This window comes from Streptomyces sp. NBC_01317, assembly GCF_035961655.1.
In the GTDB taxonomy this organism is placed as follows: Bacteria; Actinomycetota; Actinomycetes; order Streptomycetales; family Streptomycetaceae; genus Streptomyces.
In genome coordinates this window covers 5,363,678-5,387,358 of record NZ_CP108393.1, presented here as the reverse complement: position 1 = coordinate 5,387,358, position 23,681 = coordinate 5,363,678, and the positions used below count along the sequence as shown (strand labels likewise).

Genomic DNA, 23,681 nt, shown 5'->3' with positions numbered 1-23,681 from the left:
CATGGATGAGCGCAGCGTTTCTTGGGGCTCCGCGACGAATGGCCTGATACGACACCGTTATGCCGGACAGCGAACCGCCGGCGCCCGCCGAGGAGTCTTCATCCACATGAGCGACGAGCCACAGCAGCAGAGCTGGGCCCCACGGGACCCCACGGCCACGCCACCGGCCGGGCAGGGGAAGAAGGGGCCGGGGAAGAAGGGCAAGAAGGCGGGGCGCCCGAAGCGCACCGGCTGGCGCCGCCTCTTCCCCACCTGGCGCCTGCTGCTCGGTACGTTCCTCTTCCTCGCGCTGCTCGTCGTCGGCGGCTTCCTCGCGGGCTACCACTTCGTCCACATCCCCGCCGCCAACGCCGCCGCGACCGCGCAGTCCAACGTCTACCTGTACGCGGACGGCACCCCGCTCGCCCGGGACGGTGACGTCAACCGCGAGAACGTCCAGCTGGCGCAGGTGCCCAGGACCGTACAGCGGGCCGTGCTCGCCGCCGAGGACCGCGGCTTCTACAGCGAGCCCGCCGTCGACCCGCAGGGCATGGTCCGCGCCGCGTGGAACACCGCGACCGGCAAGGGCACCCAGGGCGGCTCCACCATCACCCAGCAGTACGTCAAGAACTACTACCTCGGCCAGGAACAGACCGTCACCCGCAAGGCCAAGGAGTTCTTCATCGCGATCAAGCTCAACCGCGAGGAGAGCAAGGAACAGATCCTGGAGGGCTACCTCAACACCAGCTACTTCGGCCGCAACGCCTACGGCATCCAGGCGGCCGCCCAGGCGTACTACGGCAAGGACATCGAGGACGTCACCACCGCCGAGGGCGCGTACCTGGCGTCGCTGCTCAACGCCCCCAGCGAGTTCGACGTCGTCGCGCACCCCGAGAACAAGCCGGCCGCCCTCGCCCGCTGGAACTACGTCCTCGACGGCATGGTCAAGGAGGGGTGGCTGAGCCCCGCCGACCGCGCCGCGACGAAGTTCCGCACGCCAGGACCGATCAAGAACACCGCCGCCGGCCTCTCCGGACAGCGCGGCTACATCGTCCAGGCCGTCAAGGACTACCTGATCACGAACCACATCATCGACGAGAAGACCCTCGCCACCGGCGGCTACCGGATCACGACCACCCTCCAGCGCGGCAAGCAGGACGCGTTCACCCAGGCGGTCAAGGACCAGGTCACCTCCAAGCTCGACCCCGACCGGGCGGCCGACAAGAACGTGCGCGTCGGCGGCGCCTCCGTCGACCCGGCCACCGGCAAGGTCGTCGCGATGTACGGCGGGATCGACTACACCAAGCAGTACGTCAACAACGCGACCCGCCGCGACTACCAGGTCGGCTCCACCTTCAAGCCCTTCGTCTTCGCCTCCGCCGTCCAGAACGGCTCCGAGACCCAGGACGGCGAGGCCATCACCCCCAACACCGTCTACGACGGCGACAACAAGCGGATGGTCGAGGGGCCCGCCGGACCCACCGGCTACGCCCCCGCGAACGAGGACGACGTCGACTACGGACCCATCACCGTCAGGACCGCCACCGACAAGTCCGTCAACGCGGTCTACGCCCAGATGGCGCAGGACGTCGGCCCCGCCACGGTCAGGAAGACCGCCGTCTCCCTCGGCCTCCCCGCCACCACCCCCGACCTGACCGCGTCCCCCTCCATCGCGCTCGGCCCGGCCACCGCGAGTGTCCTGGACATGGCGGAGGCGTACGCGACCCTCGCCAACCACGGCGCGCACGGTACGTACACGCTGGTCGACAAGGTCAGCAAGAACGGGGCGGGCATCCGCCTGCCCGACCGGAACCCGAAGCGGGCCATCAGCCGCGAGGCCGCCGACACCACGACGTCCATGCTGCGCAGCGTCGTCGACAGCGGCACCGGCACCGCCGCCCAGGCCGCGGGCCGCCCCGCCGCGGGCAAGACGGGCACGGCGGAGAACGACAAGGCCGCCTGGTTCGCCGGCTACACCCCGAACCTCGCCACCGTCGTCTCCGTCATGGGCGCGGACCCCGAGACGGCGAAGCAGAAGCCGCTGTACGGGGCGCTGGGCCTGGCGCGCGTCAACGGCGGCGGGCCGCCGGCCCAGATCTGGGGCCAGTACACCGCGGCGGCCCTCAAGGGCACCCCCGTCAAGGCCTTCGACCTGCGGGTGGAGGACGGCGCGCTGAACGCCTCACCCGACCCGCAGACCTCGGACGAGCCGACCGATCCGGAGGAGTCGCAGTCCCCCGACACGCAGGGCGGGACGGACGGCCCGTCCCAGGGCCAGAGCCCGCCGCCGGGCCAGGACCAGGGCCAGACCGGCACACCCAGCGGCGGCGGCCCCACCACCCAGGGACCGACCGAGGGCACGGCGGCCGGGGGCACGGACGGCGGCACCGACACCGGCGGTACGGGAACGGGCGGCGACGGGACCGGGAGCGCGGGCCAGGACACCGGCGGGGGTACGGGCGACGGAGGGACGGGCGGCGACACCGGCGGCGGCCCGGGGGGCGGCACGAACGGCACGACGACGGGCGGGGAAGACGGGGGGACGGGCGGGACGGGAGACGTACCGCCGCTCCCGGGGGCGGGGCGGTAGGGGGGAGCCCCACCCCCCTCCCCGGGGGCTGTCGGAGCTGTCCGGGTTACGGACACAGCTCGTCCGGGTCAGAGATACAGCCCGTCGTTACGGATACAGCCCGTCCGGGTCAGAGATACAGCCCGGTCGAGTCGTCGGAGCCCTCGAAGCGGTCCGCCGCCACCGCGTGCAGGTCGCGCTCCCGCATCAGGACGTACGCCACCCCGCGCACCTCGACCTCGCCACGGTCCTCGGGGTCGTACAGCACCCGGTCCCCCGGCTTCACCGTCCGTACGCTCTGCCCCACCGCGACCACCTCGGCCCAGGCCAGCCGCCGGCCGACCGCCGCCGTCGCGGGAATCAGGATGCCGCCGGAGGAACGCCGCTCGCCCTCCGCGATGTCCGTGCTCACCAGGACCCGGTCGTGGAGCATGCGGATGGGCAGCTTGTCGTCGGTGTTCTCACTCACGCCCCAGAACCTACCTGCCCGCGCGGGGCCCACCCGCCACAGGGGCGCGGCGGCCGCCGCGCCCCTCCCGGTCAGGTCAGCCGCGGCGGCGGCGCGCCGACATCGCGTACAGCCCCACGACCCCCACCGCGAGCAGCGCCACCGGCACCACCCGCTCCAGGCGCGGAGCGCCGTCCATGCCGACGAACTGCGCCCGCAGACCCGCGACCGCCCTGTTCACGGCGACGAACGCCCGTCCGGCCGTCTGGTCCACACTGGAGGCCACCTTGGCCTTCGCGTCGCCGACGATCGTCTTCGGGTGCACCCGCACCCCGATCTCGTCGAGCGTCTCGGCGAGCTGCCCGCGCCGGCGGACGATGTCCGCCTCGATCTGCGCCGGGGTCCTGGAATCCGACACCGCGCTGCCTCCGTCGTCGTGTCCGGTAATCCTTCGTCAGTACTTCTGTCCGTACCGCTCGACAGTCTGTCAGTTCAGCGGCCCGCGCACCCGGCGGCACCCCCTATCGGGCCCGGCCGCATTACCCTCGGCAACGTACCTCCGTACGCCCGGGACCTCGGTGCGCCTGACCGCGTGTACCCCGAGATCGGGCGATACCCCCACCTCCACCGAGGAGAACCAGAACCATGAGCGAGCGACTTCAGCCCGGCGACACCGCCCCCGCCTTCACCCTGCCCGACGCGGACGGCAACGACGTCTCCCTCGGTGACCACAAGGGCCGCAAGGTCATCGTCTACTTCTACCCGGCCGCCATGACCCCCGGCTGCACCAAGCAGGCGTGCGACTTCACCGACAACCTCGACCTGCTGGCCGGCGCCGGTTACGACGTCATCGGCGTGTCGCCGGACAAGCCGGAGAAGCTGGCGAAGTTCCGGGACAAGGAGAACCTCCGGGTGACGCTGGTCGGCGACCCCGAGAAGGCCGTCCTGGGGGCGTACGGCGCCTTCGGCGAGAAGACGATGTACGGCAAGACCGTGACCGGCGTGATCCGGTCGACGATCATCGTGGACGAGGACGGCAAGGTGGAGCAGGCGCTCTACAACGTCCGGGCGACAGGCCATGTGGCCAAGATCATCAAGGACCTGGGCCTCTAGGGCGTGACCCCCTGAACAACCTCTGCGACCGGGATCCCTCCTCCGAGGGATCCCGGTTCGCGTGCGCCCTGGAGCGAGATCGCGTTCTTGACACGGACAACAAACTCCTCGGAGGCGGGGCCGCGCCGGGGTTCTCGCTGGCCAGGGCCTGGTTGAGCGTGACGAAGGGCCGCATCCGGTCCTCGTACCGGGAGAAGGCGCCCTCGTGGCCGCCGTCCCCTTCCTCCGCCCGGCCCAGCTCCTCGGCCAGTACATGGGCGCCGACCAGGGCCAGGCCGGCGCCCTGGCCGGACAGCGGTGACGCGCAGTACCCGGCGTCGCCCAGCAGGACGACCCTCCCGCGCGACCAGCGCGTCACCGCGCTTCCCGGTCGTGGGCTCCCGCCCAAAGAGGCAACCTCCGTTCCGGTTATCGGACGTAACCAACCGATATCCGGTTCGTTGTCCCGTACGGAGAACGAACGCAAACACTGAGCGGAGGAACGAAATCCATGCCAGCGAGCCCATACACACGAGAACGCCTCGCGGAGGCGGCGAGCTCGTCGAGGACGATGTCGGAAGCGCTGACGAAGTTAGGGGTGGACCGGAAACCGGCGAAACGGCGGTACATAGCCGAGCGGATGAAGGAACTGGGCGTCGAGACCTCACACTTCGAGCGCGAAGGACTCCGCTGGTCCCGCCAGACGCTCGAATCGGCCGTCGCGGCGTCGACCAGCATGTGCGAGGTGCTGCGACACCTGGGGGTCGAGGTGGTCGGCGGGCAGCACACGCACATCAGCCGCCGGGTGAAATCTCTGGGCATCGACACCTCCCACTTCACGCCGCAGGTGCGCACCGCGCGGATGCGCATGAACCGGAATCGCCGATCGGCCGAGGAGATCCTGGTCGTCACGGACGAGGCCCACGCCCGCCGCACGCCCAGCTCGCGCCTCAAGCGGGCGATGGTCGATCTGGGGCGGGAGGAGAAGTGCGCACTCTGCGGCTGCGGTTCCACCTGGCGCGGTTGCCCCCTCCCCCTTGAGGTCGATCACATCAACGGGCACTGGCGCGACAACCGCATCGAGAATCTGCGGATCCTGTGCCCCAACTGCCACTCGACGACGGACACCTACCGCCGGAGCAAGCAGCGGGCGGAGAGCCGATGAGCCAGGTCCAGCGCTATACACACCGGAGGCTGGCCGAGGCGGCCGCGCGATGCCACGACATCGATGAGGTGATCGCCTTACTGGGGACACGCCCCTACGAGCACCTGCGGCGGTATCTGACCCGGCGCTTCGCCCACTTCGGAATCGACATCTCGCATTTCCGTCCCACCAGTGCCCGCAGGCGGGGGCCGCGCCCCTCGGGCGAGGCGCTGAGGGAAGCCGTCGCCCCGTCCCTCTCCATGGCCGAGGCCCTGCGGCGGCTGGGCCGGCCGGACAACGGCAGGCAACGAGCCCTGCTGAGGCGGTGGACGAGCGACGAAGGCATCTCGACGGCCCACTTCCTGGGCCAGGCGCATCAACGCGGGAAGCCCGGCAGAACACAGGCCAGACCCCCCGAAGACGTACTCGTCAAGCACAGCGGGCCGCAGCGGGCCCGCGCCGTTCAACTCCGCCGGGCCCTGTACGCGGTGGGAGTTCCCCAACTGTGCGCCGAATGCGGGACGGGGCCGGTCTGGCGGGGCAAGCCGATGACCCTGGAGGTCGACCACATCAACGGTGACTGGAGCGACGACCGCCGGGACAACCTCCGACTCCTGTGTCCCAACTGCCACGCCGTCACCCCCACGTGGTGCCGGGGAGGCACTCGGAGCCGTACGCCCTAGAGGACCGCTTGGATCCAGCTCAGCCGCCTGCCCGGTACGATGGCAGGCGGCTAGCGGCGGTGGCGCAACGGCGACGCGGCAGACTTAGGATCTGTGGCCTGTGAAAGGGCTTGAGGGTTCGAATCCCTTCCGCCGCACGGCAAACGGCCTGCGCATCGAAGGATCGATGCGCAGGCCGTTTTTGTCCCTCCGGCCTCAGGCCAGCAGCTCCCGCACCACCGGTACCAGCGCCCGGAACGCCTTCCCCCGGTGGCTGATCGCGTTCTTCTCCTGGGGGGACAGCTCCGCGCACGTCCTCGTTTCGCCCTCCGGCTGGAGGATCGGGTCGTAGCCGAAGCCGTTCGTGCCCGACGGGGTGGTGCGGAGGGTGCCCAGGAGGCGGCCTTCCACCACACGTTCCGTGCCGTCGGGCAACGCCAGGGCCGCCGCGCACGCGAAGTGGGCCGTGCGGTGCGGGGGTGCGATGTCGGAGAGCTGGGCCAGGAGCAGGGCCAGGTTCGCGGGGTCGTCGCCGTGGGTGCCCGACCAGCGGGCCGAGAAGATGCCGGGCGCGCCGCCCAGGACGTCCACGCACAGGCCGGAGTCGTCGGCGACCGCCGGGAGGCCCGTGGCGTCGGCCAGGGCGTGGGCCTTGAGCAGGGCGTTCTCGGCGAAGGTGACGCCGGTTTCCTTGACGTCCGGGATGTCGGGGTAGGCGTCCGCGCCGACGAGGTCGTGGGGCAGGCCCGCGTCGGCGAGGATGGCTTTGAGTTCGGTGAGTTTCCCGGCGTTGCGGGTGGCGAGGATCAGGCGCGTCATGCTCTCAGTATCGCCTTGAGCGTCGGCGCGCCTCACGGAGTGCAGATCTTGCCTATCTCCGTCGCCGCGTTCGTGATCGGCGTGAGGTCGGGGCTGTTGTCGCCGTCCTTGACCGCCGTACGGACGTTGTTCACGCCGTCGGACAGCTGGTCGACCGCCTTGCTCAGGTCGGCGTTGTCCGTCTTGTCGTTGAGGTTGTCGAGTTCGCTGTCGATGCCGCTGAGCGCGTCGTCGATCTTCAGCGGGTCGTCGCCGGCGTCGGATATCGCCTGCTGGAGGTTGCCGACGCTGTCGCTGATGGCCTCGGCGGTCTGGACGCAGTCCACCGCCTTGTCGAGGGCGCCGCATCCGGCCACCGCGCTCAGGGTGAGCATCGTGGCTGCTGCGGCGAGTGCGGTACGGCGGTGGCGCGGGCCCATCTCGGATCCCCCCGGGGATGATGAAAAGTGGAGCGAGGAAAGTCGTGCGCGGACGGGCGTACGGTTCGGCCCGTACGCCCGTGCGCGTAAAGACGCCTGGGGGTGATCCTTGGTTGCGCCTTTACCCGGTGGCCGGATCCGTCAGCCGCCGAGCGTCCCCTCCAGCGCCGCCCGCTGGATCGTCGCGAGGTCCGCGCAGCCGGCCGTCGCGAGGTCGAGGAGCGTGTTGAGTTCCTTGCGGTCGAACGGCTCCGCCTCCGCCGTGCCCTGGATCTCCACGAAGCGGCCGTCGCCGGTGCAGACGACGTTCATGTCGGTGTCCGCCCGGACGTCCTCCTCGTACCGCAGGTCGAGCAGCGGTGTGCCGTCCACGATGCCGACGCTGACCGCCGCGACCGTACCGACGAGCGGCTTGCGTCCCGCCTTCACGATCTTCTTGCCCTGGGCCCACGCGACGGCGTCGGCGAGGGCCACGTACGCGCCCGTGATGGCGGCGGTGCGGGTGCCGCCGTCGGCCTGGAGGACGTCACAGTCGAGGACGATGGTGTTCTCGCCGAGCGCCTTGTAGTCGATCACGGCGCGCAGCGAGCGGCCGATGAGCCGGCTGATCTCGTGGGTACGGCCGCCGATCTTGCCGCGTACGGATTCCCGGTCGCCGCGGGTGTTGGTGGCGCGGGGCAGCATCGAGTACTCGCCGGTGACCCAGCCTTCCCCGCTGCCCTTGCGCCAGCGGGGGACGCCTTCGGTGAAGGAGGCGGTGCAGAGGACTTTGGTGTCGCCGAAGGAGACGAGGACGGAGCCCTCGGCGTGCTTGCTCCATCCGCGTTCGATGGTGACGGGACGGAGCTGTTCGGGGGTGCGGCCGTCGATGCGAGACATGGCCATGAGCCTAGCGGGGATGGGTGAGGGACCCGTTCCGGTGGTGCGCGTACGGGCCCCGGCGGGCGGTCAGGCCGCCGTCACATCATGTCTTCGAGTCAGGCCGCCGTCACATCATGTCTTCGATGTCCGCCGCGACGGGGTCCGCGTCCGTGCCGATGACCACCTGGACCGCCGTGCCCATCTTGACGACACCGTGGGCCCCGGCGGCCTTGAGCGCCTTCTCGTCCACGAGGGAGGGGTCCACGACCTCGGTACGGAGGCGGGTGACGCGGCCCTCGACCTCTTCGATGTTCCCGAGCCCGCCGAGCCCGGCGACGATCTTCTCAGCCTTGGTGGCCATGTCTTTCTCCAGCTCTAGAGCGTTTTGTCACAGTAACGTTTTGTCACGGTAACGCACAGTTGCCCCCTCTTCGCGGGCGGGCGACCGGCCCATCACTGAGTGGTGCGGACCACACGGCTCGCGCGCTGTGGTTCGAGCCGACGCCGCCGTCTCCCCTGTTCGGCTTCTTCAACGGACGCCGGCTCGTCCCGATCATCCCCGCCGGCATGCACCAGTTCGTGAACACGGTGGCGTGCTTCCAGCTCGGTGACTTCACGAGCGCGTCCGGTGCGGTGGTCCACGACGACCTCACGAAGGCGTGGAGGACAACACGGTGAAGCCCCCGCCTCTCCTCGGAGGGACGGGGGCTTCGACGCGCCGTCAGACGGGAGATGTAAGGCGTCAGACGGCAGACGTCAGAGCTCGTACACCGCTCCTGGTACGGCCAGTTCGGCCGGACCGTCGTACACCGCGCGCGCGTCGGCCAGGTTCCGCTCGGCGTCCGTCCACGGCGGGATGTGGGTGAGCACCAGCCGCCGCGCCCGGGCGCGGGCGGCGTGGGCGCCGGCCTCGCGGCCGTTGAGGTGCAGGCCGGGGATGTCTTCCTTGCCGTACGTGAACGCCGCCTCGCACAGGAACAGGTCCGTGTCCTCGGCCAGCTCGACCAGCGGTTCGCACACGCCGGTGTCTCCCGAGTAGGTGAGCGAGCGGCCGTCGTGCTCGATCCGTACGCCGAAGGTGTCGACGGGGTGCGCGACCTTCTCCGTACGTACCTGGAAGGGGCCGATGTCGAAGGAGCCCGGCTTGAGCGTCTGGAAGTCGAAGACCTCGCTCATGGACTTGTCCGTCGGGGTGTCCGCGTAAGCCGTGGTGAGCCGCTGTTCGGTGCCTTCGGGGCCGTACACCGGCAGGGCGCCGCAGCGCCCGCCGTCGAAGCGGTAGTAGCGGGCGACAAAATACCCGCACATGTCTATGCAGTGGTCCGCGTGGAGATGGCTGAGGAAGATGGCGTCGAGGTCGTACAGACCGACATGGCGTTGCAACTCGCCCAGGGCGCCGTTGCCCATGTCGAGGAGCAACCGGAAGCCGTCGGCCTCTACGAGGTAGCTGGAGCAGGCCGATCCCACCGAGGGAAAGGAGCCCGAGCAGCCGACGACGGTGAGCTTCATGGAGCGTGAACCTCCGTTGCGTGGACGGGGGTCGTTCGGTCTTCGAGCGTAAGGCGCGAAAGGGCCGGTCGCTCCTCCACACCGGTCGTCTGTGGGCGAACTCACCTGCTCTGTCACCGGTTCGGATGGATCGCCGGTTCGGCGCGATACCTTCGGCGGGGCGATACCTTCGGCGTCATGAATACGACGTGGTGGATCGTTCTGGTCGTCGTGGTGGCGCTCGCGCTGGTCGCCTCGGTGGTGGACGGCTGGGGGCGCAGCCCCCGCCCGGGTGGCAGGACCCGCCCGAGCGGGAGGACCAGGCCGCCGGGGCGTCCCGCCCGTGCGCCGAAGCGGACGGGGCGGCCCGTCCCGGGGGAGATCTGGTGGGCCAACGTGCCGTTCGAGGACGGCCCCGGGTCGAAGGACCGGCCGTGTCTGGTCCTGTCGGTCCGGGGGAACAGCGCGCGGGTCGTGAAGATCACGACGAAGCAGCACGACGGCCCGGGGGTCATCCTGCTGCCGCCGGACACGGTGGGCGACGCGCAGGGCCGCCGGAGCTACCTGGAGACGGGTGAGCTGAGGAGCGTACGGCTCAAGGACTTCCGGCGGCGGGCGTCGCGGGTGGATCCGGCGTTGTGGGAGCGGGTGCGGGATCTGGCGGGGTGACGGGCGCGGGTTCGCGTGCGGGGGCGGGTGCCCGTGGGGGCGCGCGTGGGGCACACGGCCTTCGGCCGCGTGGTGTCCTCAATCGCCGGACGGGCTCGACGGGTGCCGGGACGGGCTCGGTTCCGCTCCCGTCACGCCCACAGCTGGCCGTGCAGCGTCTCGATCGCCTCTTCCGTCGTGGCCGCCGTGTACACGCCGGTCGACAGGTACTTCCAGCCGCCGTCCGCCACGACGAACACGATGTCCGCGCTCTCGCCCGCCTTGACCGCCTTCTTGCCGACGCCGATCGCCGCGTGGAGCGCGGCGCCGGTGGAGACGCCGGCGAAGATCCCCTCCTGCTGGAGGAGTTCACGGGTACGGGTCACCGCGTCGGCCGAGCCGACGGAGAAGCGCGTGGTGAGGACGGACGCGTCGTACAGCTCCGGTACGAAGCCCTCGTCCAGGTTCCGCAGCCCGTAGACGACGTCGTCGTAGCGCGGCTCGGCCGCGACGATCTTGATGTCGGGCCTGTGCTCGCGCAGGAACCGGCCGACGCCCATCAGCGTGCCCGTCGTGCCGAGGCCGGCCACGAAGTGGGTGACGGACGGCAGGTCGGCGAGGATCTCGGGACCGGTGGTGGCGTAGTGGGCGCCCGCGTTGTCGGGGTTGCCGTACTGGTAGAGCATCACCCAGTCCGGGTTCTTCTCCGCCAGTTCCTTCGCGACCTTCACGGCCGTGTTGGAGCCGCCCGCCGCCGGGGACGGGATGATCTCCGCGCCCCACATGGTGAGCAGGTCGCGCCGCTCCCGTGAGGTGTTCTCCGGCATGACGCAGACGATGCGGTAGCCCTTGAGCTTGGCCGCCATCGCCAGCGAGATGCCGGTGTTGCCGCTGGTGGGCTCCAGGATCGTGCAGCCGGGGGTGAGCCGTCCGTCCTTCTCGGCCTGCTCGACCATGTGCAGGGCGGGCCGGTCCTTGACGGAGCCGGTCGGGTTGCGGTCCTCCAGCTTGGCCCAGATCCGGACGTCGTCCGAGGGCGACAGCCGGGGAAGCCGTACGAGAGGGGTGTTGCCGACCGCCGCCAGCGGGGATTCGTAGCGCATCAGGCCGTGTGCGTCTCGGGAGCGCCGCCCGCGACCGCGGGGAGGATGGTGACGCTGTCGCCGTCGGAGAGGGTCGTGGAGATGCCGTCCAGGAAGCGGACGTCCTCGTCGTTCAGGTAGACGTTGACGAAGCGGCGGAGCTGGTTGCCCGCGGCCGGGTCGATGAGCCGCTCGCGGATGCCGGCGTGGCGGGTGTCGAGGTCGGCGAACAGGTCCGAGAGGGTGTCGCCGGTGCCCTGGACGGCCTTCGCTCCGTCGGTGTAGGTGCGGAGGATGGTCGGGATGCGGACCTCGATGGCCATGACGTGGGCTCCTTGTCGGGTGCGGCGGGACGGGCGGGGAAAACGGGCCGGGCGGGAGAAGTATGGGCGCGCGGCTCGCGCCCCCGCACGGAGGGGGTGGTGCGGCGGTGCTGCGCTAGGGACGCCGACGGCGAACGGGCCTGACGGAGGCTCTTGTTCCGTCCGGGGCGAACGGTGCGTCCGGGCTCAGCCGACCGCGTCAGGACACGCGTCGGTACAGATGGCGCTCGCGAGGCGGCACAGGTCGACGTGCAGCCGCGCCACGAGCAGCAGCGGGGTGCTCGGCGTCTTGTCGCTCACGTCGGGAAGAACCATGCGGTCATCGTATCGATTCCCGCTTCGCATCCGGATAGGCCGTCTCGCGCGACGGACGAAAGGTGTTCGTCAGGTGGACGGCGGCAGGTAGACCACCAGGGGTCTGCCGGTCACCGGATGCTCGCTGACCTCGGCTTTCACTCCGTAGACCGTGTCGAGGAGTGCGGGGGTGAGGACGTCGTGCGGAGTGCCGGACGCGACGATCCGGCCGGCCCGGAGGACGTAGATCCGGTCGCAGTAGTGGGCGGCGAGGTTGAGATCGTGCAGGGCGAGGAGGTTGGTGGTCCCCGCCTTTTTGATCAGGGTGAGGATGCCGAGCTGGTAGCTGATGTCGAGGTGGTTGGTCGGCTCGTCCAGGACGAGCAGCGCCGGCCGCTGGACCAGGGCGCGGGCGACGAGGGCGCGCTGGCGTTCGCCGCCGGACAGGGTGGGGAAGGCGCGCGGCGCGAGGCCGGCGATCCCGACCCGTGCGAGGGCCTCGTCGGCGAGGGTGGTGTCGGCGGCGGTGTCGGCCTCCCAGAACCGTTTGTGCGGGGAGCGGCCCATGGCGACGACCTCCCTGACGGTGAGTTCGAACTCGGTCCCGCCGTCCTGCGGGACGGTGGCGATCCGGCGGGCCCGTTCCTTGGGGGTCATCGTGTGCAGGTCGCGCCCGTCGAGCAGGGCGTGTCCGTGGCTGGGCCGCAGGGTCCCGTACACACACCGCAGCAGGGTGGTCTTGCCGCTGCCGTTGGGGCCGACGAGTCCGACGGTCTCGCCGGGCACGGCGGTGAGGTCGGCGCGGTCGACGAGGAGGCGTCCGCCCGTCTCGTACGACAGTCCTTCGAGGGACAGCGAGGCGGTCATACGGGTGCTCCTTCCGGACTCGTCATACGGGGGCTCCTTCGGGGCGGCGGCGCATCAGCCAGAGGAAGAACGGGCCGCCGGTGAGCGCCGTGAGCACGCCGACGGGGAGGTCCTGCGGCGCGGCGACGGTACGGGCCGCGAGGTCGGCGGCGACGAGGACGACGGCCCCGCCGAGCGCGGCGACGGGCAGCAGGACGCGGTGGGTGGCGCCGACGGCCATCCGGGCGGCGTGCGGGACGAGCAGCCCGATGAAGCCGACGGCGCCGCTGGCGGCGACCATGACGCCGGTGACCAGGGAGGCGAGGACGAAGACGGCGGCGCGGAAGCGGGCGGCGTCCAGGCCGAGGGCGGTCGCGCCCTCCTCGCCGAGGAGGAGCAGGTCGAGCGGCCGGGCGAGTGCCATGAGGAGGGCGGTGCCGAGGGTGAGGACGACGCCGGGCAGCAGGAGGGTGGACCAGCGGGCGCTGCCGAGGCCGCCCATCGACCAGTAGAGGGCTTCTTGGAAGTGCTCGGGGCGGGCGGAGACGACCAGGACGAGGGTGGTGAGGGCGGTGAGGATGTACGAGACGGTGACGCCGGCGAGGACGAGCCGGCCGCCGGTCAGTTCGCCGCCGCGCCGCGCGAGTCCGTAGACGAGGACGAGCGCGACGAGGGAGCCGGCGAAGGCGGCGGCGGGCATGGCGACGGTGGTGGTGACACCGCCGCCGATGCCGAGGACGAGGACCAGGACGGCTCCGGTGGACGCGCCGGAGGAGATGCCGAGGAGGAAGGGGTCGGCGAGCCGGTTGCGTACGAGTGCCTGGAGGACGGTCCCGACGACGGCGAGCCCGGCGCCGACCACCGCGCCGAGGAGGACGCGCGGCAGCCGTACGTCGAGCACGATCGTACGGAAGGGGCTGGGGTCGGCCCGCCCGGCCAGGGCGGCGACGACCTGACCGGGCGGGATGCGGACGGAACCGAGGGCGAGGGCCGCGACGACAACGGCGGCGAGTGCGGCGGCGAGGCCGGTCAGCACGAGGGTGTGGCGTATCCGCCCGGGGGCGGGCGGGGTGGTGGTGCTCACCGGGTCTTACTTCACGGTCTCGGGGTGGAGTTGCGCGGCGAGTTCCGCGAGGGCGCCGGGGGCGCGGACGCCGAGGACGACCTCGGAGAGGGGCATGACGGCGAATCGTTTGTTCTTGATCGCCGGGACGTCCTGGAGGACGGGGTCGTCCAGGAGGCGCTTCTCCTTCTGGGCGACGGTGGTGGAGCCGTAGTCGTAGATGACGACGGTCTGGGGCTTGCGGGCGACGACCTGTTCCCAGGTGGCGTCGCCGAAGGACTTGTCGAGGTCGGCGAAGACGTTGCGGCCGCCGGCGCGGGTGATCAGTTCGTTGCCGATGCCCTTGCCGCCGGCGGTGAAGGCGGTCTTGTCGCCGCTGTCGTAGACGAAGACGGAGAGCGGCTCGACGGCCTTGAGCTTCTCGGCGGTGTCGGCGACGGTGGTGCGGGCGTGGGCGATCCACTTCTCGGCGCGGTCGGGGACGCCGAAGGTGCGGCCGACCTCCCGTACTTCCTGGTAGACGTCGTCCAGGGTGGTCTTGCCCCGGGTGCAGTTCTCCAGGTTGAGCCGGGTGTCGACGCCGGAGCTCTTGAGCGCGTCGCGGGCGCGGCCGTCCCCGGCGTCGAAGGCGCTGGAGTAGCCGCCGTAGACGAAGTCGGGGTCGGCGGCGAGGAGTTTCTCCTTGGAGGGGTACTCCTTGGCGAGGACCGGGACGTCCGCGTAGGCCTTGGCATAGGCGGGGAGGATCTTGTCGTCCAGGTAGGCGGTGCCGACCAGGGACTTCTGGAGGCCGAGGGCCAGCATGACCTCGGTGGCGTGCTGGTTCATGGTGACCACCCGCTTCGGCGGGGCCTGGTAGGTGGTGGTCACCCCGCAGTTGGTGACGGTGTACGGGAAGCCCTGGGGGGCGCCGGCGGCGGGCTTCGCGCCGGTCGCGTCCTTCGTGTCCGTGCCGTCCGTACCGCCTCCGCAGGCGGCGAGCGGGAGGAGGGCGGCGGACAGGGCGACGGCTATGAGCGCGCGGCGGCGCCGGGGAATGACATGCACGGCTGGGCCTCCTCCAGGGGATTTCCGCGTCCCCTGGTTGGTGGAAGAAGGGCGGCAGGTCAGTTCCTGGCTGCCGAGCCGTAAGGGGGCTCGGTCACAGTGGCGGGACCGCGCCGGATTCGCACCGGCTTCCTGGGTCCTGCCGCCTCGGGTTCGCCGGTCAGTCTCTCAGACACCACCTCGCGGACACGCCCTAGGGGCCGTCCGCGACGACCTCGACGTCCTCCTCCGTGACCTGGCCGTCGACGATGCGGTACGAGCGGAACTGGAACGGGCCGAGGCCGTCGCTGTCGGCGGTGGAGACCAGCACGTAGTGGGCCCCGGGCTCGTTCGCGTACGTGATGTCGGTACGGGACGGGTAGGCCTCCGTCGCCGTGTGGGAGTGGTAGACGATCACCGGGTCCTCGTCGCGGTCGTCCATGTCCCGGTAGAGCTTGAGCAGGTCGGCCGAGTCGAACTCGTAGAACGTGGGCGAGCGCGCGGCGTTGAGCATGGGGATGAAGCGCTCGGGGCGTCCGCTGCCGGCCGGGCCCGCGACCACGCCGCAGGCCTCGTCGGGGTGGTCGCGTCGGGCGTGCGCGACGATCTGGTCGTGCAGGGCCTGGCTGATGGTGAGCATGCTGGAAATATAAACGGACCCGGCCCCGCGGAGGGCGGGGCCGGGTCGGGTGTACGGAGACCAGGAGCGCGTCCGGTACGGAGGCCGGGGGCCGGTCCCGTACAGAAGCGCGTTACTCCGTCGCGGAGGCGTACTCGGGCGCGTCGCTCTCGGTGCTCCCGGCCGTACGGCGCCGGAGGAGCCGCCAGCCCACCGCGAGGCCGACCGCCCAGACCGCGCCGACGTACAGGGAGACCCGCGCGTCCTTGTCGTACGCGATCAGGCAGGTGACGAGCGCCAGGAAGGCGACCGCGACCCAGCTGAACACCGCCCCGCCGGGGGCCGGGAACGGGGAGGCCGGCAGGCGGCCCGCGTCGACGGCGCGGCGGTAGCGGATATGGCTGACCAGGATCATCAGCCAGGTCCAGACGCCGGCAGCGGTCGCCACGGACGTGACGTATCCGAACGCCTTCTCCGGGACGATGTAGTTGAGGATCACGCCGATGCCCATCAGGGCGACGGAGACGGTGATGCCGAGCGCCGGCGTCCTGCGGGAGTTGAGCCTGCCGAACGCCTTGGGCGCCTCGCTGTTGGCGGCGAGGCCACGCAGCATCCGGCCGGTGGAGTACATGCCGGAGTTGCAGGAGGACAGCGCGGCGGTGAGCACCACGAAGTTGACGATGCCCGCGGCGAGCGGGATGCCCATCTTCTCGAAGGCGTACACGAACGGGCTGGTGCCGGCGGAGAACTCGGTCCATCTGACGACGGCGAGAATGACGGAGAGCGCGCCGACGTAGAACACGATGATGCGCCAGGGCAGGGTGTTGATCGCCTTGGGGAGGGTCTTCTCGGGGTTCTCGGACTCGCCCGCGGTGACGCCGACGAGTTCGACGGCGAGGTAGGCGAACATCACGCCCTGGAGGGTCATCAGGCTGGAGCCGATGCCGTTCGGGAAGACGCCGTCGTGCGCCCAGAGGTTGGAGGCCCGCGCGGTGTCACCGGCCTCGGAGAAGCCGAGGGTGAGGACGCCGAGGCCGATCACGATCATGCCGATGATGGCGGTGACCTTGATCATCGAGAACCAGAACTCGACCTCGCCGAAGATCTTCACCGAGATCAGGTTCACCCCGAAGAGGACCACGAGGAACACCAGCGCGCTGACCCACTGCGGGATCGCGGGAAACCAGAAGTGGATGTAGATGGCGGCGGCGGTCAGCTCGGCCATGCCGGTGACCACCCACATCAGCCAGTACGTCCACCCCGTCGCGAACCCGGAGAACGGGCCGAGGAACTCCCGGGCGTACTCCGCGAAGGAGCCCGACACGGGGCGGTAGAGCAGCAGTTCGCCGAGGGCCCGCATGATGAAGAAGATCACGACGCCGGCGAGGGCGTACATGAGGATGATGCTGGGTCCCGCCTTGGCGATGTTCGCTCCGGCGCCCATGAAGAGGCCGACGCCGATGGCGCCGCCGATCGCGATCATCTGGACCTGCCGGCTGCCCAGTCCGCGCTCGTAGCCCTCTTCGCCGATGTGGTCCTCATCGGTAGGGGGAGCCGCTCCGCCGCCGTCGTCCTGCCCCTGGTCGACCTGCGCAGAGGTCATGGTGATGCGCCCTTTCTGCCTGCCGGCCCGCGCCGTCGTCGGCGGCGGACCGGTTTCCGATCCCCCCGGATACGCCCCCCGGATACGGCCGTCAGGCCGACAGCGTCTCGATGAGGCTCTCCTGGAGCGCGCCGAGCCAGAGGTACGCCATCACCATCGGCTTGCGCGGATCGGTGTCGGGCAGCCGGTACAGCTCGGCGCCCTCGTCCTCGTCGGTGACCTCCAGGCGGGTGCCTATGGTCAGCCGGAGGTCGTTGAGGGCGCCCAGCCAGTGGAGGCACTCCTCACCGCTCAGCTTGAGGACGGCGCCGCCCTCGCCCGTGGGGCCCAGCGCGTCGAGCGAGCGGACGACGGCGATGCCGTCGGCGCGCTTGCGGTCCCGCAGGTCGTTCTCCGTGAAGCGCCGGAACTCCGAGGAGAACTCCTTCAGTTCGTCGTCGTCATCGCCGTACGCGTCCGGGAAGAGCCGGGCCAGCGCGGGGTCCTCGGGCGGTTCGCTGGGGCCGACCGCGAAGAGCGAGGCGAGCGGGTCCTCTCCCTGGGCGGGCTCGTCGCCGGGGCCGATCAGCTCCAGCAGCTGCATGGCCAGGGAGCGCAGGATCGAGATCTCCACCTCGTCGAGCGCGACGGCCGCGCCGCCGCCCGGGGTGGCCTCGAAGTGCCCGGCCATCAGTCGCGGTCCTGGGTCAGGGTCGCCCAGAGGCCGTATCCGTGCATCGCCTGCACGTCGCGTTCCATCTCCTCGCGGCTGCCGCTGGAGACGACCGCGCGGCCCTTGTGGTGCACGTCGAGCATCAGTTTGTGTGCCTTGTCCTTGGAGTAGCCGAAATACGTCTGGAAGACGTACGCCACATAACTCATGAGGTTGACCGGGTCGTTGTGCACGATCGTCAGCCAGGGCACGTCGGGTTCGGGGACGACGAACGTCTCCTCGGCCGATTCGGGGCGTTCGATCTCTGTCGGAGCGACACTCACGGTTCGGGACGACCTTCTTCTCTGCCGGGTGCAGCCCGGGATTCAGCCCTGCACGACCCATGCTGCCACCCACGGGGGCCGGTCGCACAAACGACTCCGGGGGTGACGCGGGAGGCGGCGGAAAAGAAATCGTCACTCTGACGAGTATTGGGGGTAGCATCGTCCGTATGAACACTGCGGACCTTGGGCTGCCGGTGGACGTGCCGTCGACCGCGCTCTTCACCGACCAGTACGAGCTGACCATGCTCCGAGCCGCCCTCCGGGCCGGTACGGCCGACCGCCGCTCGGTCTTCGAGGTCTTCACCCGGCGGCTGCCCGAGGGACGCCGTTACGGGGTCGTCGCGGGCACCGGGCGCGTCCTGGACGCCGTGGAGAACTTCCGCTTCGACGCGGACGTGCTGCGCTTCCTGCGGGAGCGGGAGATCGTGGACGAGGAGACGCTGTCCTGGCTGGCCTCGTACCGCTTCGGCGGGGACATCTGGGGTTACCCGGAGGGCGAGACGTACTTCCCGGGATCGCCGATCCTGCGGGTGGAGGGCTCCTTCGCCGAGTGCGTGCTGCTGGAGACCGTGATCCTGTCGATCCTCAACCACGACTCGGCGATCGCCGCGGCGGCCTCCCGGATGTCGGCGGCGGCCGGGGGGCGGCCGCTGATCGAGATGGGCGCGCGGCGCACGCACGAGCTGGCGGCGGTGGCGGCGGCGCGCGCCGCGTACGTCGGCGGGTTCGACACGACGTCGGACCTCGCGGCCGGCTTCCGGTACGGCATCCCGACCGTGGGGACGAGCGCGCACGCCTTCACGCTGCTGCACGACACCGAGCGCGACGCGTTCCGGGCGCAGGTCGACGCGCTCGGGCGGGGCACCACGCTGCTGGTGGACACGTACGACGTGGCCGAGGCCGTGCGTACGGCGGTGGAGGTGGCCGGGCCCGAACTGGGCGCCGTCCGCATCGACTCGGGCGACCTGCTGCTGGTCGCGCACCGGGTACGGCAGCAGCTGGACGAGCTGGGCGCGGTGAACACCCGGATCGTGGTCACCTCGGACCTGGACGAGTACGCGATCGCCTCGCTGGCGGCGGCCCCGGTGGACGCGTACGGCGTCGGCACCCAGCTGGTCACCGGCAGCGGGCACCCCACGTGCTCGATGGTCTACAAGATCGTGGCGCGCGCGGAGTCCGCGGACCCGGCGGCGCCGCTCGTACCGGTCGCGAAGAAGTCGCTGGGCGGGAAGACGTCCATCGGCGGCCGCAAGTGGGCCGCGCGGCGGCGGGACGCGGAGGGCCGCGCCGAGGCCGAGGTGCTCGGCACCGGGGCCGTACCGCCCGAGCTGCTCGACAGCCAGCTGCTGGTGCAGCTGGTCAAGGGCGGCCGGGTGGTGGCCCGCGAGCCGCTGGACGCGGCACGGGACCGGCACATCGCGGCGCGGGCGGGGCTGCCGATGTCGGCGATCCAGCTCTCGCGCGGGGAGCCGGTGATTCCGACCGTGTACCTCTGACCGACGCCCGTCCCCTCCCCCAGGAGCGGCGGAGTCTCTAGGCTCGAACCCGCCCCGAAGCCGTCCGCTCCCACCGAAGGAAATCCGCCATGCACCGCGCCTTGATCGTCGTCGACGTTCAGAACGACTTCTGCGAGGGCGGGAGCCTCGCGGTGGAGGGGGGCGCCGATGTGGCCGCCGCCATCACCGACCTCATCGGCGAGGCGACCGCCGTGTACCGCCACGTGGTGGCGACCCGCGACCGCCACATCGACCCGGGCACCCACTTCGCCGCGGCTCCGGCCGTCCCGGACTACGAGACGACCTGGCCCGCGCACTGCGTGGCCGGTACGGAGGGCGTGGGCTTCCACCCGAACTTCGCCCCGGCGGTGGCGTCCGGCGCGATCGACGCGGTCTTCGACAAGGGCGCGTACACGGGGGCGTACAGCGGCTTCGAGGGCGCGGACGAGAACGGCACCGGCCTGGCGGACTGGCTGCGCGAGCGCGGGGTGAGCGAGGTCGACGTGGTCGGCATCGCCACGGACCACTGCGTACGCGCGACGGCCCTGGACGCGGTACGTGAGGGATTCGTCACCCACGTACTCCTGGACCTGACGGCGGGCGTGGCCCGGGAGACGACGGAGCGGGCCCTGGAGGAGATGCGCACGGCGGGCATCACCCTCACAGGCAAACCGATAGTGGCCTGACCAGCCACTTTTCAGCCCACCCCGGCCATGTCAAGGCCGTCCGGCGATTGAGGACACCTACGGCCGAAGGCCGTGCCCCACCACCGGCCCGCGGCCGCAGAACCGCGCACACAGGGCCGCGAGCGGCCCTACGCCGCCCAGCCCGCCGGCCTCCGCAGCAACGCCCCTATGGGCTGCCACAGCTGCTCCACGCACTCCGGAGTGGTCCGCCACAGCAGCCCGTCGGGGTGATGCAGCACCGCCGTGATCTCGTCCAGCGTCGGCGGCTCCGCGTTCCCCCGCAGGTATACCGCCCGGAGCCCCAGATTCCGCAGCCTGGTCAGGGCGCGGGCGCGGTTTCCCGCGTGGACCAGGACGCGGACCGTGCCGCCCTCGGTCGTCGGGCTGGGCAGGGTCAGTGCCACCACCACCGTGCCGTTCGGGAGTCTGCTGAAGCCTCCGCCTGCCATGGTCTTCCTCTCCCCCGTGTGCCGGTCGAGCGTCGCCGTGAGACGTCTTGTCAATAAGACGCCCGTAGGACGCACCTAAACACGATCGGCCGCCGCCCGCTAGAGGGCGACGGCCGATCATGCTTTGACCTGCGGTTACTTCCGGTTACCGACCGGAGGGACCCACGTGGACCGTGAGCGTCTGGCCGTCCAGCGGCTGACCGACGATCGTGATCTTCGTGTTCGTGTCAGGAACCTGCACACTTCCCTGCGGGTTCGCCGCGTCGAAGTAGGTGCCCTTGCGGTCGTCGAAGACCGGCGAGCCCAGCTTCGGCTTGATCTTGGCCGCGACGTTCGCCTTGTGCAGCGTCAGACCCTGCGTCGGCCACCAGCTGAACGTGGAGTCGTAGGCCTGGATGCGGTTGCGCATCAGCGACCCGTCGGCCCACTTCTCGGCCTTCGCGTGCGCGTCGATCGGCAGGACAAGACCCTCGCCCGCGTGCTGGCTGGTGTTGTTGTCCTTCTGCGAGGTGTCCCACAGCCAGATCAGCAGACCGGTCTGGTACGGGAAGTGCTCCACCTTGCTGTCGTTCGGCGCCGCGAACCCGAAGTTGTACGGACCGACCTTGAGGGTCTCGTCGTACGACACGTACTGGCGGTTCTCGGCGATGTAGTACTGCGGGTAGTCCTGGGTGAAGGACTCACCGATGCGCGAGAAGCCCTTCGCGGTCCAGCCCGCGTCGTCGCCCTCGGCGTTGTCCGTGAACAGCGGGGCACCGTTGGCGACCACGCTGATCGCGTCCGCCGCGAAGCCCTTGCCGCCCGCGCCGCCGTCCGTCTGGTAGCGGAAGCGGACGTCGACCTTCTTGCCCGCGTACGCGTTGAGGTCGTAGACGAGCTTCTTGTACGAGCCCGAGCCACCGGTCAGCGCCGGCTTGTCGGCCGAGTCGCGGGTGATCGGCAGACCGTCCGCGGTGCCTTCGGCCGGCGTCCAGTTGGAGCCGTCCGTGGAGACCTCGGCGTACAGGTAGTCGTAGTCGGCCTCGATGTCCCACCAGCCCTGGAGCTCCAGGGACGCCGTGGACTTGCCCGTCAGGTCGACCGAGCGGGTGAGGGTGTTCTTGAGGTCGTCACCCATGTCGCTCCACCACTGCTTGGAGCCCTCGGCGGGCTTCACGACCGTGGTGGTCTCTTCCTTGGGCGGCAGGTCCACGACCAGCGCCTGCGGGTTCTTGGTGTTGTACTCCGAGACACCCAGCTTGACGGTCGAGTTCGTCGCGGCCTTGGCCTTGGCGTAGTTGAGCCAGCCGAGCTGGAGCTTGTCCCAGGCCGTCATGTCGCCCGGCCGGTCGCCGATGGCGTCCTTGCCGTTGCCCAGCCAGGAGCCCGACGACATCAGGGTCCAGAAGGCGGTGGAGTTGTCGCCGCCCGCGGTGTCGTACAGGTCGGGCAGGCCCAGGTCGTGGCCGTACTCGTGCGCGAAGACGCCGAGTCCGCCGTTCTCCGGCTGCATCGTGTAGTCGCCGACCCAGATCCCGGTGTTGCCGATCTGCGTACCGCCGGACTTGTTCTCCGCCGGGCCGGTGCGGCCCGCGTCGGTGCCGTACGCGTACCAGCGGTGCGCCCACAGGGCGTTGGGGCCCTCGGCGCCGCCGCCGGCCGACTCGTCCTCGCCCGCGTGGACGATCTGGAAGTGGTCGATGTACCCGTCGGGCTCGTTGAAGTTGCCGTCGCCGTCGAAGTCGTACCGGTCCCACTGGTCGTAGCCGGAGAGGTCCGCCTTGATCTGCGCGTCCGTCCGGCCCTTGGCCTTCTGGTCCGCGGCCCAGGCCGTGACGCCGTCCTTGACCGTGTCCCAGACGTTGGCGCAGTTGGAGCTGCCGCAGTAGTTCGAGCCGTAACGGGCCTCGTTGTACGGGACCTTGACCCAGTCGGAGACCTCGCCGTCGACCGAGTAGCGCCCGGAGGACGTCTTCTCGTAGTAGGTCTTCAGCGATTCCTTCGGCTTGCCCTTGCGGTCCTTGCCCTCACCGAAGTAGAGGTCCTGGAAGTGCGTCTGGTTGTAGTCGGCCTGCCAGGCGGTGGAGTTGTCCACCTTCCGGTCGGGCTCGGCTATCTCGTTGTGCTGCGGCCCGGGCGTGCCGCCGAACTTGACGACCGGCGGCTTGGGGCCGGCCGCGCCGTCCGGGTCGTACTGGGTGGTGGTGTCCACCTGGTCGCCGAACTCCACCAGCACGGTGAAGATCTTGTCGGTCTTCTCGCGGCCCAGCTCGACGTACTTCTTGTTGCCGAGCTTGACGACCTGCGAGCCGCCGCGTGTCTCCACCTTGGCGTCACCCGAGATGACCTGTTCCATGGCGGCGCTGCGCTCGGCGGCCTGCTGCTTGCTGAACGGGCCGTCGAGGTCGTGGTCGACCTCGGCCTTCTGAGGAGCCGGGTCGCGGCGCTCGATGCCGGCCGAACCGGCTGAGGGGTTGCCCTCGGCCTGTGCCGTGGTGAAGGCAGAAGCGGTGGCGGCGGTCGCGGCGAGTGCCACGATCACCGCGGACACTCTTCTTGCCCGTCGGTTGCTGATCACGTGATGCTGTCCTCCCCGGCGCATGCGGGCGGCGGTCCGGGAGTTGGGGGATCCGCGCGCGTATGCGCGTCATAAGTGGCTGTATTTGATCTGAGTTGAAGGAGAAAAGCCAGACCTTGACTTGAACTGGTCAAGTGCATTATGTGAGGGAGGACCTCCGGTATACGGACGGGGGTGGGGTACGGCTCCCGGCCCCGCCGGGGCCCCGGGCCCTGGGCGCGTCCGGATGCCGGGATATTCGAACAACAGGCGCACCGAATGGCCCACTTGGCGGGAGAAGTGACTCCATGCGCCCCCCGTGCGACGGCACCGTGGGTCAGCTCACGCTTACTGTTGGTTCCGCCGGGGCATCCACCGTCATAGAGTCGGCGAAGACTGCGACCGACCGTGCGATCACCAGCGCGACCCGTGCGATCAGCGCGACCAGTGCGACCTGTGCGACCTGTGCGACCTGTGCGACCACTGCGAGCGGCAGTGCGGCGTACGTGCGAGACACGCGAGACACCACACCGATGCTCCGAGGGACGGATTCC

General features: G+C 70.4%; 27 protein-coding genes, 1 tRNA gene, 1 pseudogene and 1 riboswitch. Of the genes and pseudogenes, 9 read left to right on the top strand and 20 right to left on the bottom strand.

Going from position 1 to position 23,681, the window contains the following annotated elements; translation table 11 throughout:
- Positions 1-106: 106 nt before the first annotated feature.
- Entirely contained in the window at positions 107-2,569 is a 2,463-nt protein-coding gene (locus OG349_RS23360; RefSeq protein ID WP_327236457.1) for a transglycosylase domain-containing protein, read from the top strand.
- A 109-nt stretch (positions 2,570-2,678) separates the two neighbouring features.
- Here OG349_RS23360 and OG349_RS23355 read toward each other — a convergent pair whose 3' ends face one another.
- Positions 2,679-3,017, bottom strand: coding sequence for a GroES family chaperonin (locus OG349_RS23355; RefSeq protein WP_327236456.1), 339 nt, complete (start codon positions 3,015-3,017; stop codon positions 2,679-2,681).
- A 76-nt stretch (positions 3,018-3,093) separates the two neighbouring features.
- Positions 3,094-3,414: a DUF3618 domain-containing protein gene (locus OG349_RS23350; protein WP_327236455.1), complete on the bottom strand. Its 321-nt coding sequence runs from the start codon at positions 3,412-3,414 to the stop codon at positions 3,094-3,096.
- A gap of 227 nt (positions 3,415-3,641) precedes the next feature.
- Here OG349_RS23350 and bcp point away from each other — a divergent pair, with 227 nt between their 5' ends.
- The gene (gene bcp / locus OG349_RS23345) at positions 3,642-4,109 is read left to right on the top strand and encodes a thioredoxin-dependent thiol peroxidase (RefSeq protein ID WP_327236454.1); all 468 of its coding nucleotides are present in this window, start codon (positions 3,642-3,644) and stop codon (positions 4,107-4,109) included.
- Here the strand turns inward: bcp and OG349_RS23340 are convergent.
- The gene (locus tag OG349_RS23340) at positions 4,090-4,467 is read right to left on the bottom strand and encodes an FAD-dependent monooxygenase (protein ID WP_442806298.1); all 378 of its coding nucleotides are present in this window, start codon (positions 4,465-4,467) and stop codon (positions 4,090-4,092) included. The two genes, bcp and OG349_RS23340, sit on opposite strands and share 20 nt — an antisense overlap.
- A 132-nt stretch (positions 4,468-4,599) precedes the next feature.
- Here OG349_RS23340 and OG349_RS23335 point away from each other — a divergent pair, with 132 nt between their 5' ends.
- From OG349_RS23335 to OG349_RS23325, 3 genes are all read left to right on the top strand, one after another.
- A complete protein-coding gene (locus OG349_RS23335; RefSeq protein WP_327236453.1) occupies positions 4,600-5,253 on the top strand; it encodes an HNH endonuclease signature motif containing protein in 654 nt (217 codons plus the stop codon).
- Positions 5,250-5,915 carry an HNH endonuclease gene (locus OG349_RS23330; protein WP_327236452.1) on the top strand — a complete coding sequence of 222 codons (666 nt, stop codon included), beginning with the start codon at positions 5,250-5,252 and terminating at the stop codon, positions 5,913-5,915. The genes OG349_RS23335 and OG349_RS23330 overlap by 4 nt, the downstream gene beginning before the upstream one ends.
- Positions 5,916-5,968: 53 nt before the next feature.
- Positions 5,969-6,052: transfer RNA gene (locus tag OG349_RS23325), tRNA-Leu, on the top strand.
- A gap of 58 nt (positions 6,053-6,110) precedes the next feature.
- On the opposite strand, the gene rdgB is transcribed toward OG349_RS23325, so the two are convergent.
- The 4 genes from rdgB to OG349_RS23305 all read right to left on the bottom strand — a co-directional run bounded on the left by rdgB (position 6,111) and on the right by OG349_RS23305 (position 8,354).
- A complete protein-coding gene (rdgB, locus tag OG349_RS23320) occupies positions 6,111-6,713 on the bottom strand; it encodes an RdgB/HAM1 family non-canonical purine NTP pyrophosphatase (protein WP_327236451.1) in 603 nt (200 codons plus the stop codon).
- A 32-nt stretch (positions 6,714-6,745) separates the two neighbouring features.
- The gene (locus OG349_RS23315; RefSeq protein ID WP_327236450.1) at positions 6,746-7,132 is read right to left on the bottom strand and encodes a hypothetical protein; all 387 of its coding nucleotides are present in this window, start codon (positions 7,130-7,132) and stop codon (positions 6,746-6,748) included.
- A gap of 141 nt (positions 7,133-7,273) precedes the next feature.
- Positions 7,274-8,011 carry a ribonuclease PH gene (gene rph, locus OG349_RS23310; protein WP_327236449.1) on the bottom strand — a complete coding sequence of 246 codons (738 nt, stop codon included), beginning with the start codon at positions 8,009-8,011 and terminating at the stop codon, positions 7,274-7,276.
- 109 nt (positions 8,012-8,120) lie between these two features.
- Positions 8,121-8,354: a PTS glucose/sucrose transporter subunit IIB gene (locus OG349_RS23305; RefSeq protein ID WP_327236448.1), complete on the bottom strand. Its 234-nt coding sequence runs from the start codon at positions 8,352-8,354 to the stop codon at positions 8,121-8,123.
- 155 nt (positions 8,355-8,509) lie between these two features.
- Here OG349_RS23305 and OG349_RS34875 point away from each other — a divergent pair.
- Positions 8,510-8,650: pseudogene (locus OG349_RS34875) on the top strand (PTS transporter subunit EIIC); the annotation flags it as partial.
- 99 nt (positions 8,651-8,749) lie between these two features.
- Here OG349_RS34875 and OG349_RS23295 read toward each other — a convergent pair.
- Positions 8,750-9,502, bottom strand: coding sequence for an MBL fold metallo-hydrolase (locus tag OG349_RS23295; protein WP_327236447.1), 753 nt, complete (start codon positions 9,500-9,502; stop codon positions 8,750-8,752).
- Positions 9,503-9,679: 177 nt separating this feature from the next.
- Between OG349_RS23295 and OG349_RS23290 the strand changes: the two genes are divergently transcribed.
- Entirely contained in the window at positions 9,680-10,150 is a 471-nt protein-coding gene (locus OG349_RS23290) for a type II toxin-antitoxin system PemK/MazF family toxin (protein WP_327236446.1), read from the top strand.
- A 131-nt stretch (positions 10,151-10,281) separates the two neighbouring features.
- Here the strand turns inward: OG349_RS23290 and OG349_RS23285 are convergent, their stop codons facing one another.
- From OG349_RS23285 to clpS, 10 genes are all read right to left on the bottom strand, one after another.
- Entirely contained in the window at positions 10,282-11,232 is a 951-nt protein-coding gene (locus tag OG349_RS23285) for a PLP-dependent cysteine synthase family protein (RefSeq protein WP_327236445.1), read from the bottom strand.
- The gene (locus OG349_RS23280; protein WP_327236444.1) at positions 11,232-11,534 is read right to left on the bottom strand and encodes a MoaD/ThiS family protein; all 303 of its coding nucleotides are present in this window, start codon (positions 11,532-11,534) and stop codon (positions 11,232-11,234) included. The genes OG349_RS23285 and OG349_RS23280 overlap by 1 nt, the downstream gene beginning before the upstream one ends.
- 186 nt (positions 11,535-11,720) lie before the next feature.
- Positions 11,721-11,849 carry a putative leader peptide gene (locus OG349_RS23275; RefSeq protein WP_327236443.1) on the bottom strand — a complete coding sequence of 43 codons (129 nt, stop codon included), beginning with the start codon at positions 11,847-11,849 and terminating at the stop codon, positions 11,721-11,723.
- Positions 11,850-11,918: 69 nt separating this feature from the next.
- On the bottom strand, positions 11,919-12,695 hold the full coding sequence (locus OG349_RS23270) for an ABC transporter ATP-binding protein (protein ID WP_327236442.1): 777 nt from the start codon (positions 12,693-12,695) through the stop codon (positions 11,919-11,921).
- A 22-nt stretch (positions 12,696-12,717) separates the two neighbouring features.
- Entirely contained in the window at positions 12,718-13,758 is a 1,041-nt protein-coding gene (locus tag OG349_RS23265) for a FecCD family ABC transporter permease (RefSeq protein WP_327236441.1), read from the bottom strand.
- Between the two features lie 6 nt (positions 13,759-13,764).
- Positions 13,765-14,775, bottom strand: a complete 1,011-nt coding sequence (locus OG349_RS23260; RefSeq protein ID WP_327238684.1) for an ABC transporter substrate-binding protein — start codon at positions 14,773-14,775, stop codon at positions 13,765-13,767.
- A gap of 49 nt (positions 14,776-14,824) precedes the next feature.
- Positions 14,825-14,960, bottom strand: a riboswitch (cobalamin riboswitch).
- A gap of 17 nt (positions 14,961-14,977) precedes the next feature.
- Complete coding sequence (locus tag OG349_RS23255; RefSeq protein ID WP_327236440.1) at positions 14,978-15,403, bottom strand: M67 family metallopeptidase; 426 nt, start codon at positions 15,401-15,403, stop codon at positions 14,978-14,980.
- Positions 15,404-15,515: 112 nt separating this feature from the next.
- On the bottom strand, positions 15,516-16,985 hold the full coding sequence (locus OG349_RS23250) for an amino acid permease (RefSeq protein ID WP_442806297.1): 1,470 nt from the start codon (positions 16,983-16,985) through the stop codon (positions 15,516-15,518).
- A gap of 91 nt (positions 16,986-17,076) precedes the next feature.
- Entirely contained in the window at positions 17,077-17,655 is a 579-nt protein-coding gene (locus OG349_RS23245; protein WP_327236439.1) for a DUF2017 domain-containing protein, read from the bottom strand.
- Positions 17,655-17,960: an ATP-dependent Clp protease adapter ClpS gene (gene clpS, locus OG349_RS23240; protein ID WP_327236438.1), complete on the bottom strand. Its 306-nt coding sequence runs from the start codon at positions 17,958-17,960 to the stop codon at positions 17,655-17,657. Before clpS ends, OG349_RS23245 begins: the two co-directional genes overlap by 1 nt.
- Positions 17,961-18,127: 167 nt before the next feature.
- Here clpS and OG349_RS23235 point away from each other — a divergent pair, with 167 nt between their 5' ends.
- Both OG349_RS23235 and OG349_RS23230 read left to right on the top strand, forming a co-directional pair.
- Complete coding sequence (locus OG349_RS23235; RefSeq protein ID WP_327236437.1) at positions 18,128-19,456, top strand: nicotinate phosphoribosyltransferase; 1,329 nt, start codon at positions 18,128-18,130, stop codon at positions 19,454-19,456.
- An 89-nt stretch (positions 19,457-19,545) separates the two neighbouring features.
- Positions 19,546-20,142 carry a nicotinamidase gene (locus OG349_RS23230; RefSeq protein ID WP_327236436.1) on the top strand — a complete coding sequence of 199 codons (597 nt, stop codon included), beginning with the start codon at positions 19,546-19,548 and terminating at the stop codon, positions 20,140-20,142.
- 128 nt (positions 20,143-20,270) lie between these two features.
- Here OG349_RS23230 and OG349_RS23225 read toward each other — a convergent pair whose 3' ends face one another.
- Positions 20,271-20,591: a hypothetical protein gene (locus tag OG349_RS23225; protein WP_327236435.1), complete on the bottom strand. Its 321-nt coding sequence runs from the start codon at positions 20,589-20,591 to the stop codon at positions 20,271-20,273.
- A gap of 145 nt (positions 20,592-20,736) precedes the next feature.
- Positions 20,737-23,148 (bottom strand): immune inhibitor A domain-containing protein, encoded by a 2,412-nt coding sequence (locus OG349_RS23220; RefSeq protein ID WP_327236434.1) that lies wholly within the window; start codon positions 23,146-23,148, stop codon positions 20,737-20,739.
- Positions 23,149-23,681: the final 533 nt, after the last annotated feature.

Coding starts and splice junctions, on each gene's coding strand:
- OG349_RS23275 (WP_327236443.1), bottom strand. CDS start 11,849: ATGGTTCTTCCCGACGTGAGCGACAAGACGCCGAGCACCCCGCTGCTG.
- OG349_RS23360 (WP_327236457.1), top strand. CDS start 107: ATGAGCGACGAGCCACAGCAGCAGAGCTGGGCCCCACGGGACCCCACG.
- OG349_RS23245 (WP_327236439.1), bottom strand. CDS start 17,655: ATGGCCGGGCACTTCGAGGCCACCCCGGGCGGCGGCGCGGCCGTCGCG.
- OG349_RS23330 (WP_327236452.1), top strand. CDS start 5,250: ATGAGCCAGGTCCAGCGCTATACACACCGGAGGCTGGCCGAGGCGGCC.
- OG349_RS23235 (WP_327236437.1), top strand. CDS start 18,128: ATGAACACTGCGGACCTTGGGCTGCCGGTGGACGTGCCGTCGACCGCG.
- OG349_RS23230 (WP_327236436.1), top strand. CDS start 19,546: ATGCACCGCGCCTTGATCGTCGTCGACGTTCAGAACGACTTCTGCGAG.
- OG349_RS23315 (WP_327236450.1), bottom strand. CDS start 7,132: ATGGGCCCGCGCCACCGCCGTACCGCACTCGCCGCAGCAGCCACGATG.
- bcp (WP_327236454.1), top strand. CDS start 3,642: ATGAGCGAGCGACTTCAGCCCGGCGACACCGCCCCCGCCTTCACCCTG.
- rph (WP_327236449.1), bottom strand. CDS start 8,011: ATGTCTCGCATCGACGGCCGCACCCCCGAACAGCTCCGTCCCGTCACC.
- OG349_RS23280 (WP_327236444.1), bottom strand. CDS start 11,534: ATGGCCATCGAGGTCCGCATCCCGACCATCCTCCGCACCTACACCGAC.
- rdgB (WP_327236451.1), bottom strand. CDS start 6,713: ATGACGCGCCTGATCCTCGCCACCCGCAACGCCGGGAAACTCACCGAA.
- OG349_RS23250 (WP_442806297.1), bottom strand. CDS start 16,985: ATGACCTCTGCGCAGGTCGACCAGGGGCAGGACGACGGCGGCGGAGCG.
- OG349_RS23290 (WP_327236446.1), top strand. CDS start 9,680: ATGAATACGACGTGGTGGATCGTTCTGGTCGTCGTGGTGGCGCTCGCG.
- OG349_RS23295 (WP_327236447.1), bottom strand. CDS start 9,502: ATGAAGCTCACCGTCGTCGGCTGCTCGGGCTCCTTTCCCTCGGTGGGA.
- OG349_RS23255 (WP_327236440.1), bottom strand. CDS start 15,403: ATGCTCACCATCAGCCAGGCCCTGCACGACCAGATCGTCGCGCACGCC.
- OG349_RS23225 (WP_327236435.1), bottom strand. CDS start 20,591: ATGGCAGGCGGAGGCTTCAGCAGACTCCCGAACGGCACGGTGGTGGTG.
- OG349_RS23335 (WP_327236453.1), top strand. CDS start 4,600: ATGCCAGCGAGCCCATACACACGAGAACGCCTCGCGGAGGCGGCGAGC.
- OG349_RS23305 (WP_327236448.1), bottom strand. CDS start 8,354: ATGGCCACCAAGGCTGAGAAGATCGTCGCCGGGCTCGGCGGGCTCGGG.
- OG349_RS23285 (WP_327236445.1), bottom strand. CDS start 11,232: ATGCGCTACGAATCCCCGCTGGCGGCGGTCGGCAACACCCCTCTCGTA.
- OG349_RS23270 (WP_327236442.1), bottom strand. CDS start 12,695: ATGACCGCCTCGCTGTCCCTCGAAGGACTGTCGTACGAGACGGGCGGA.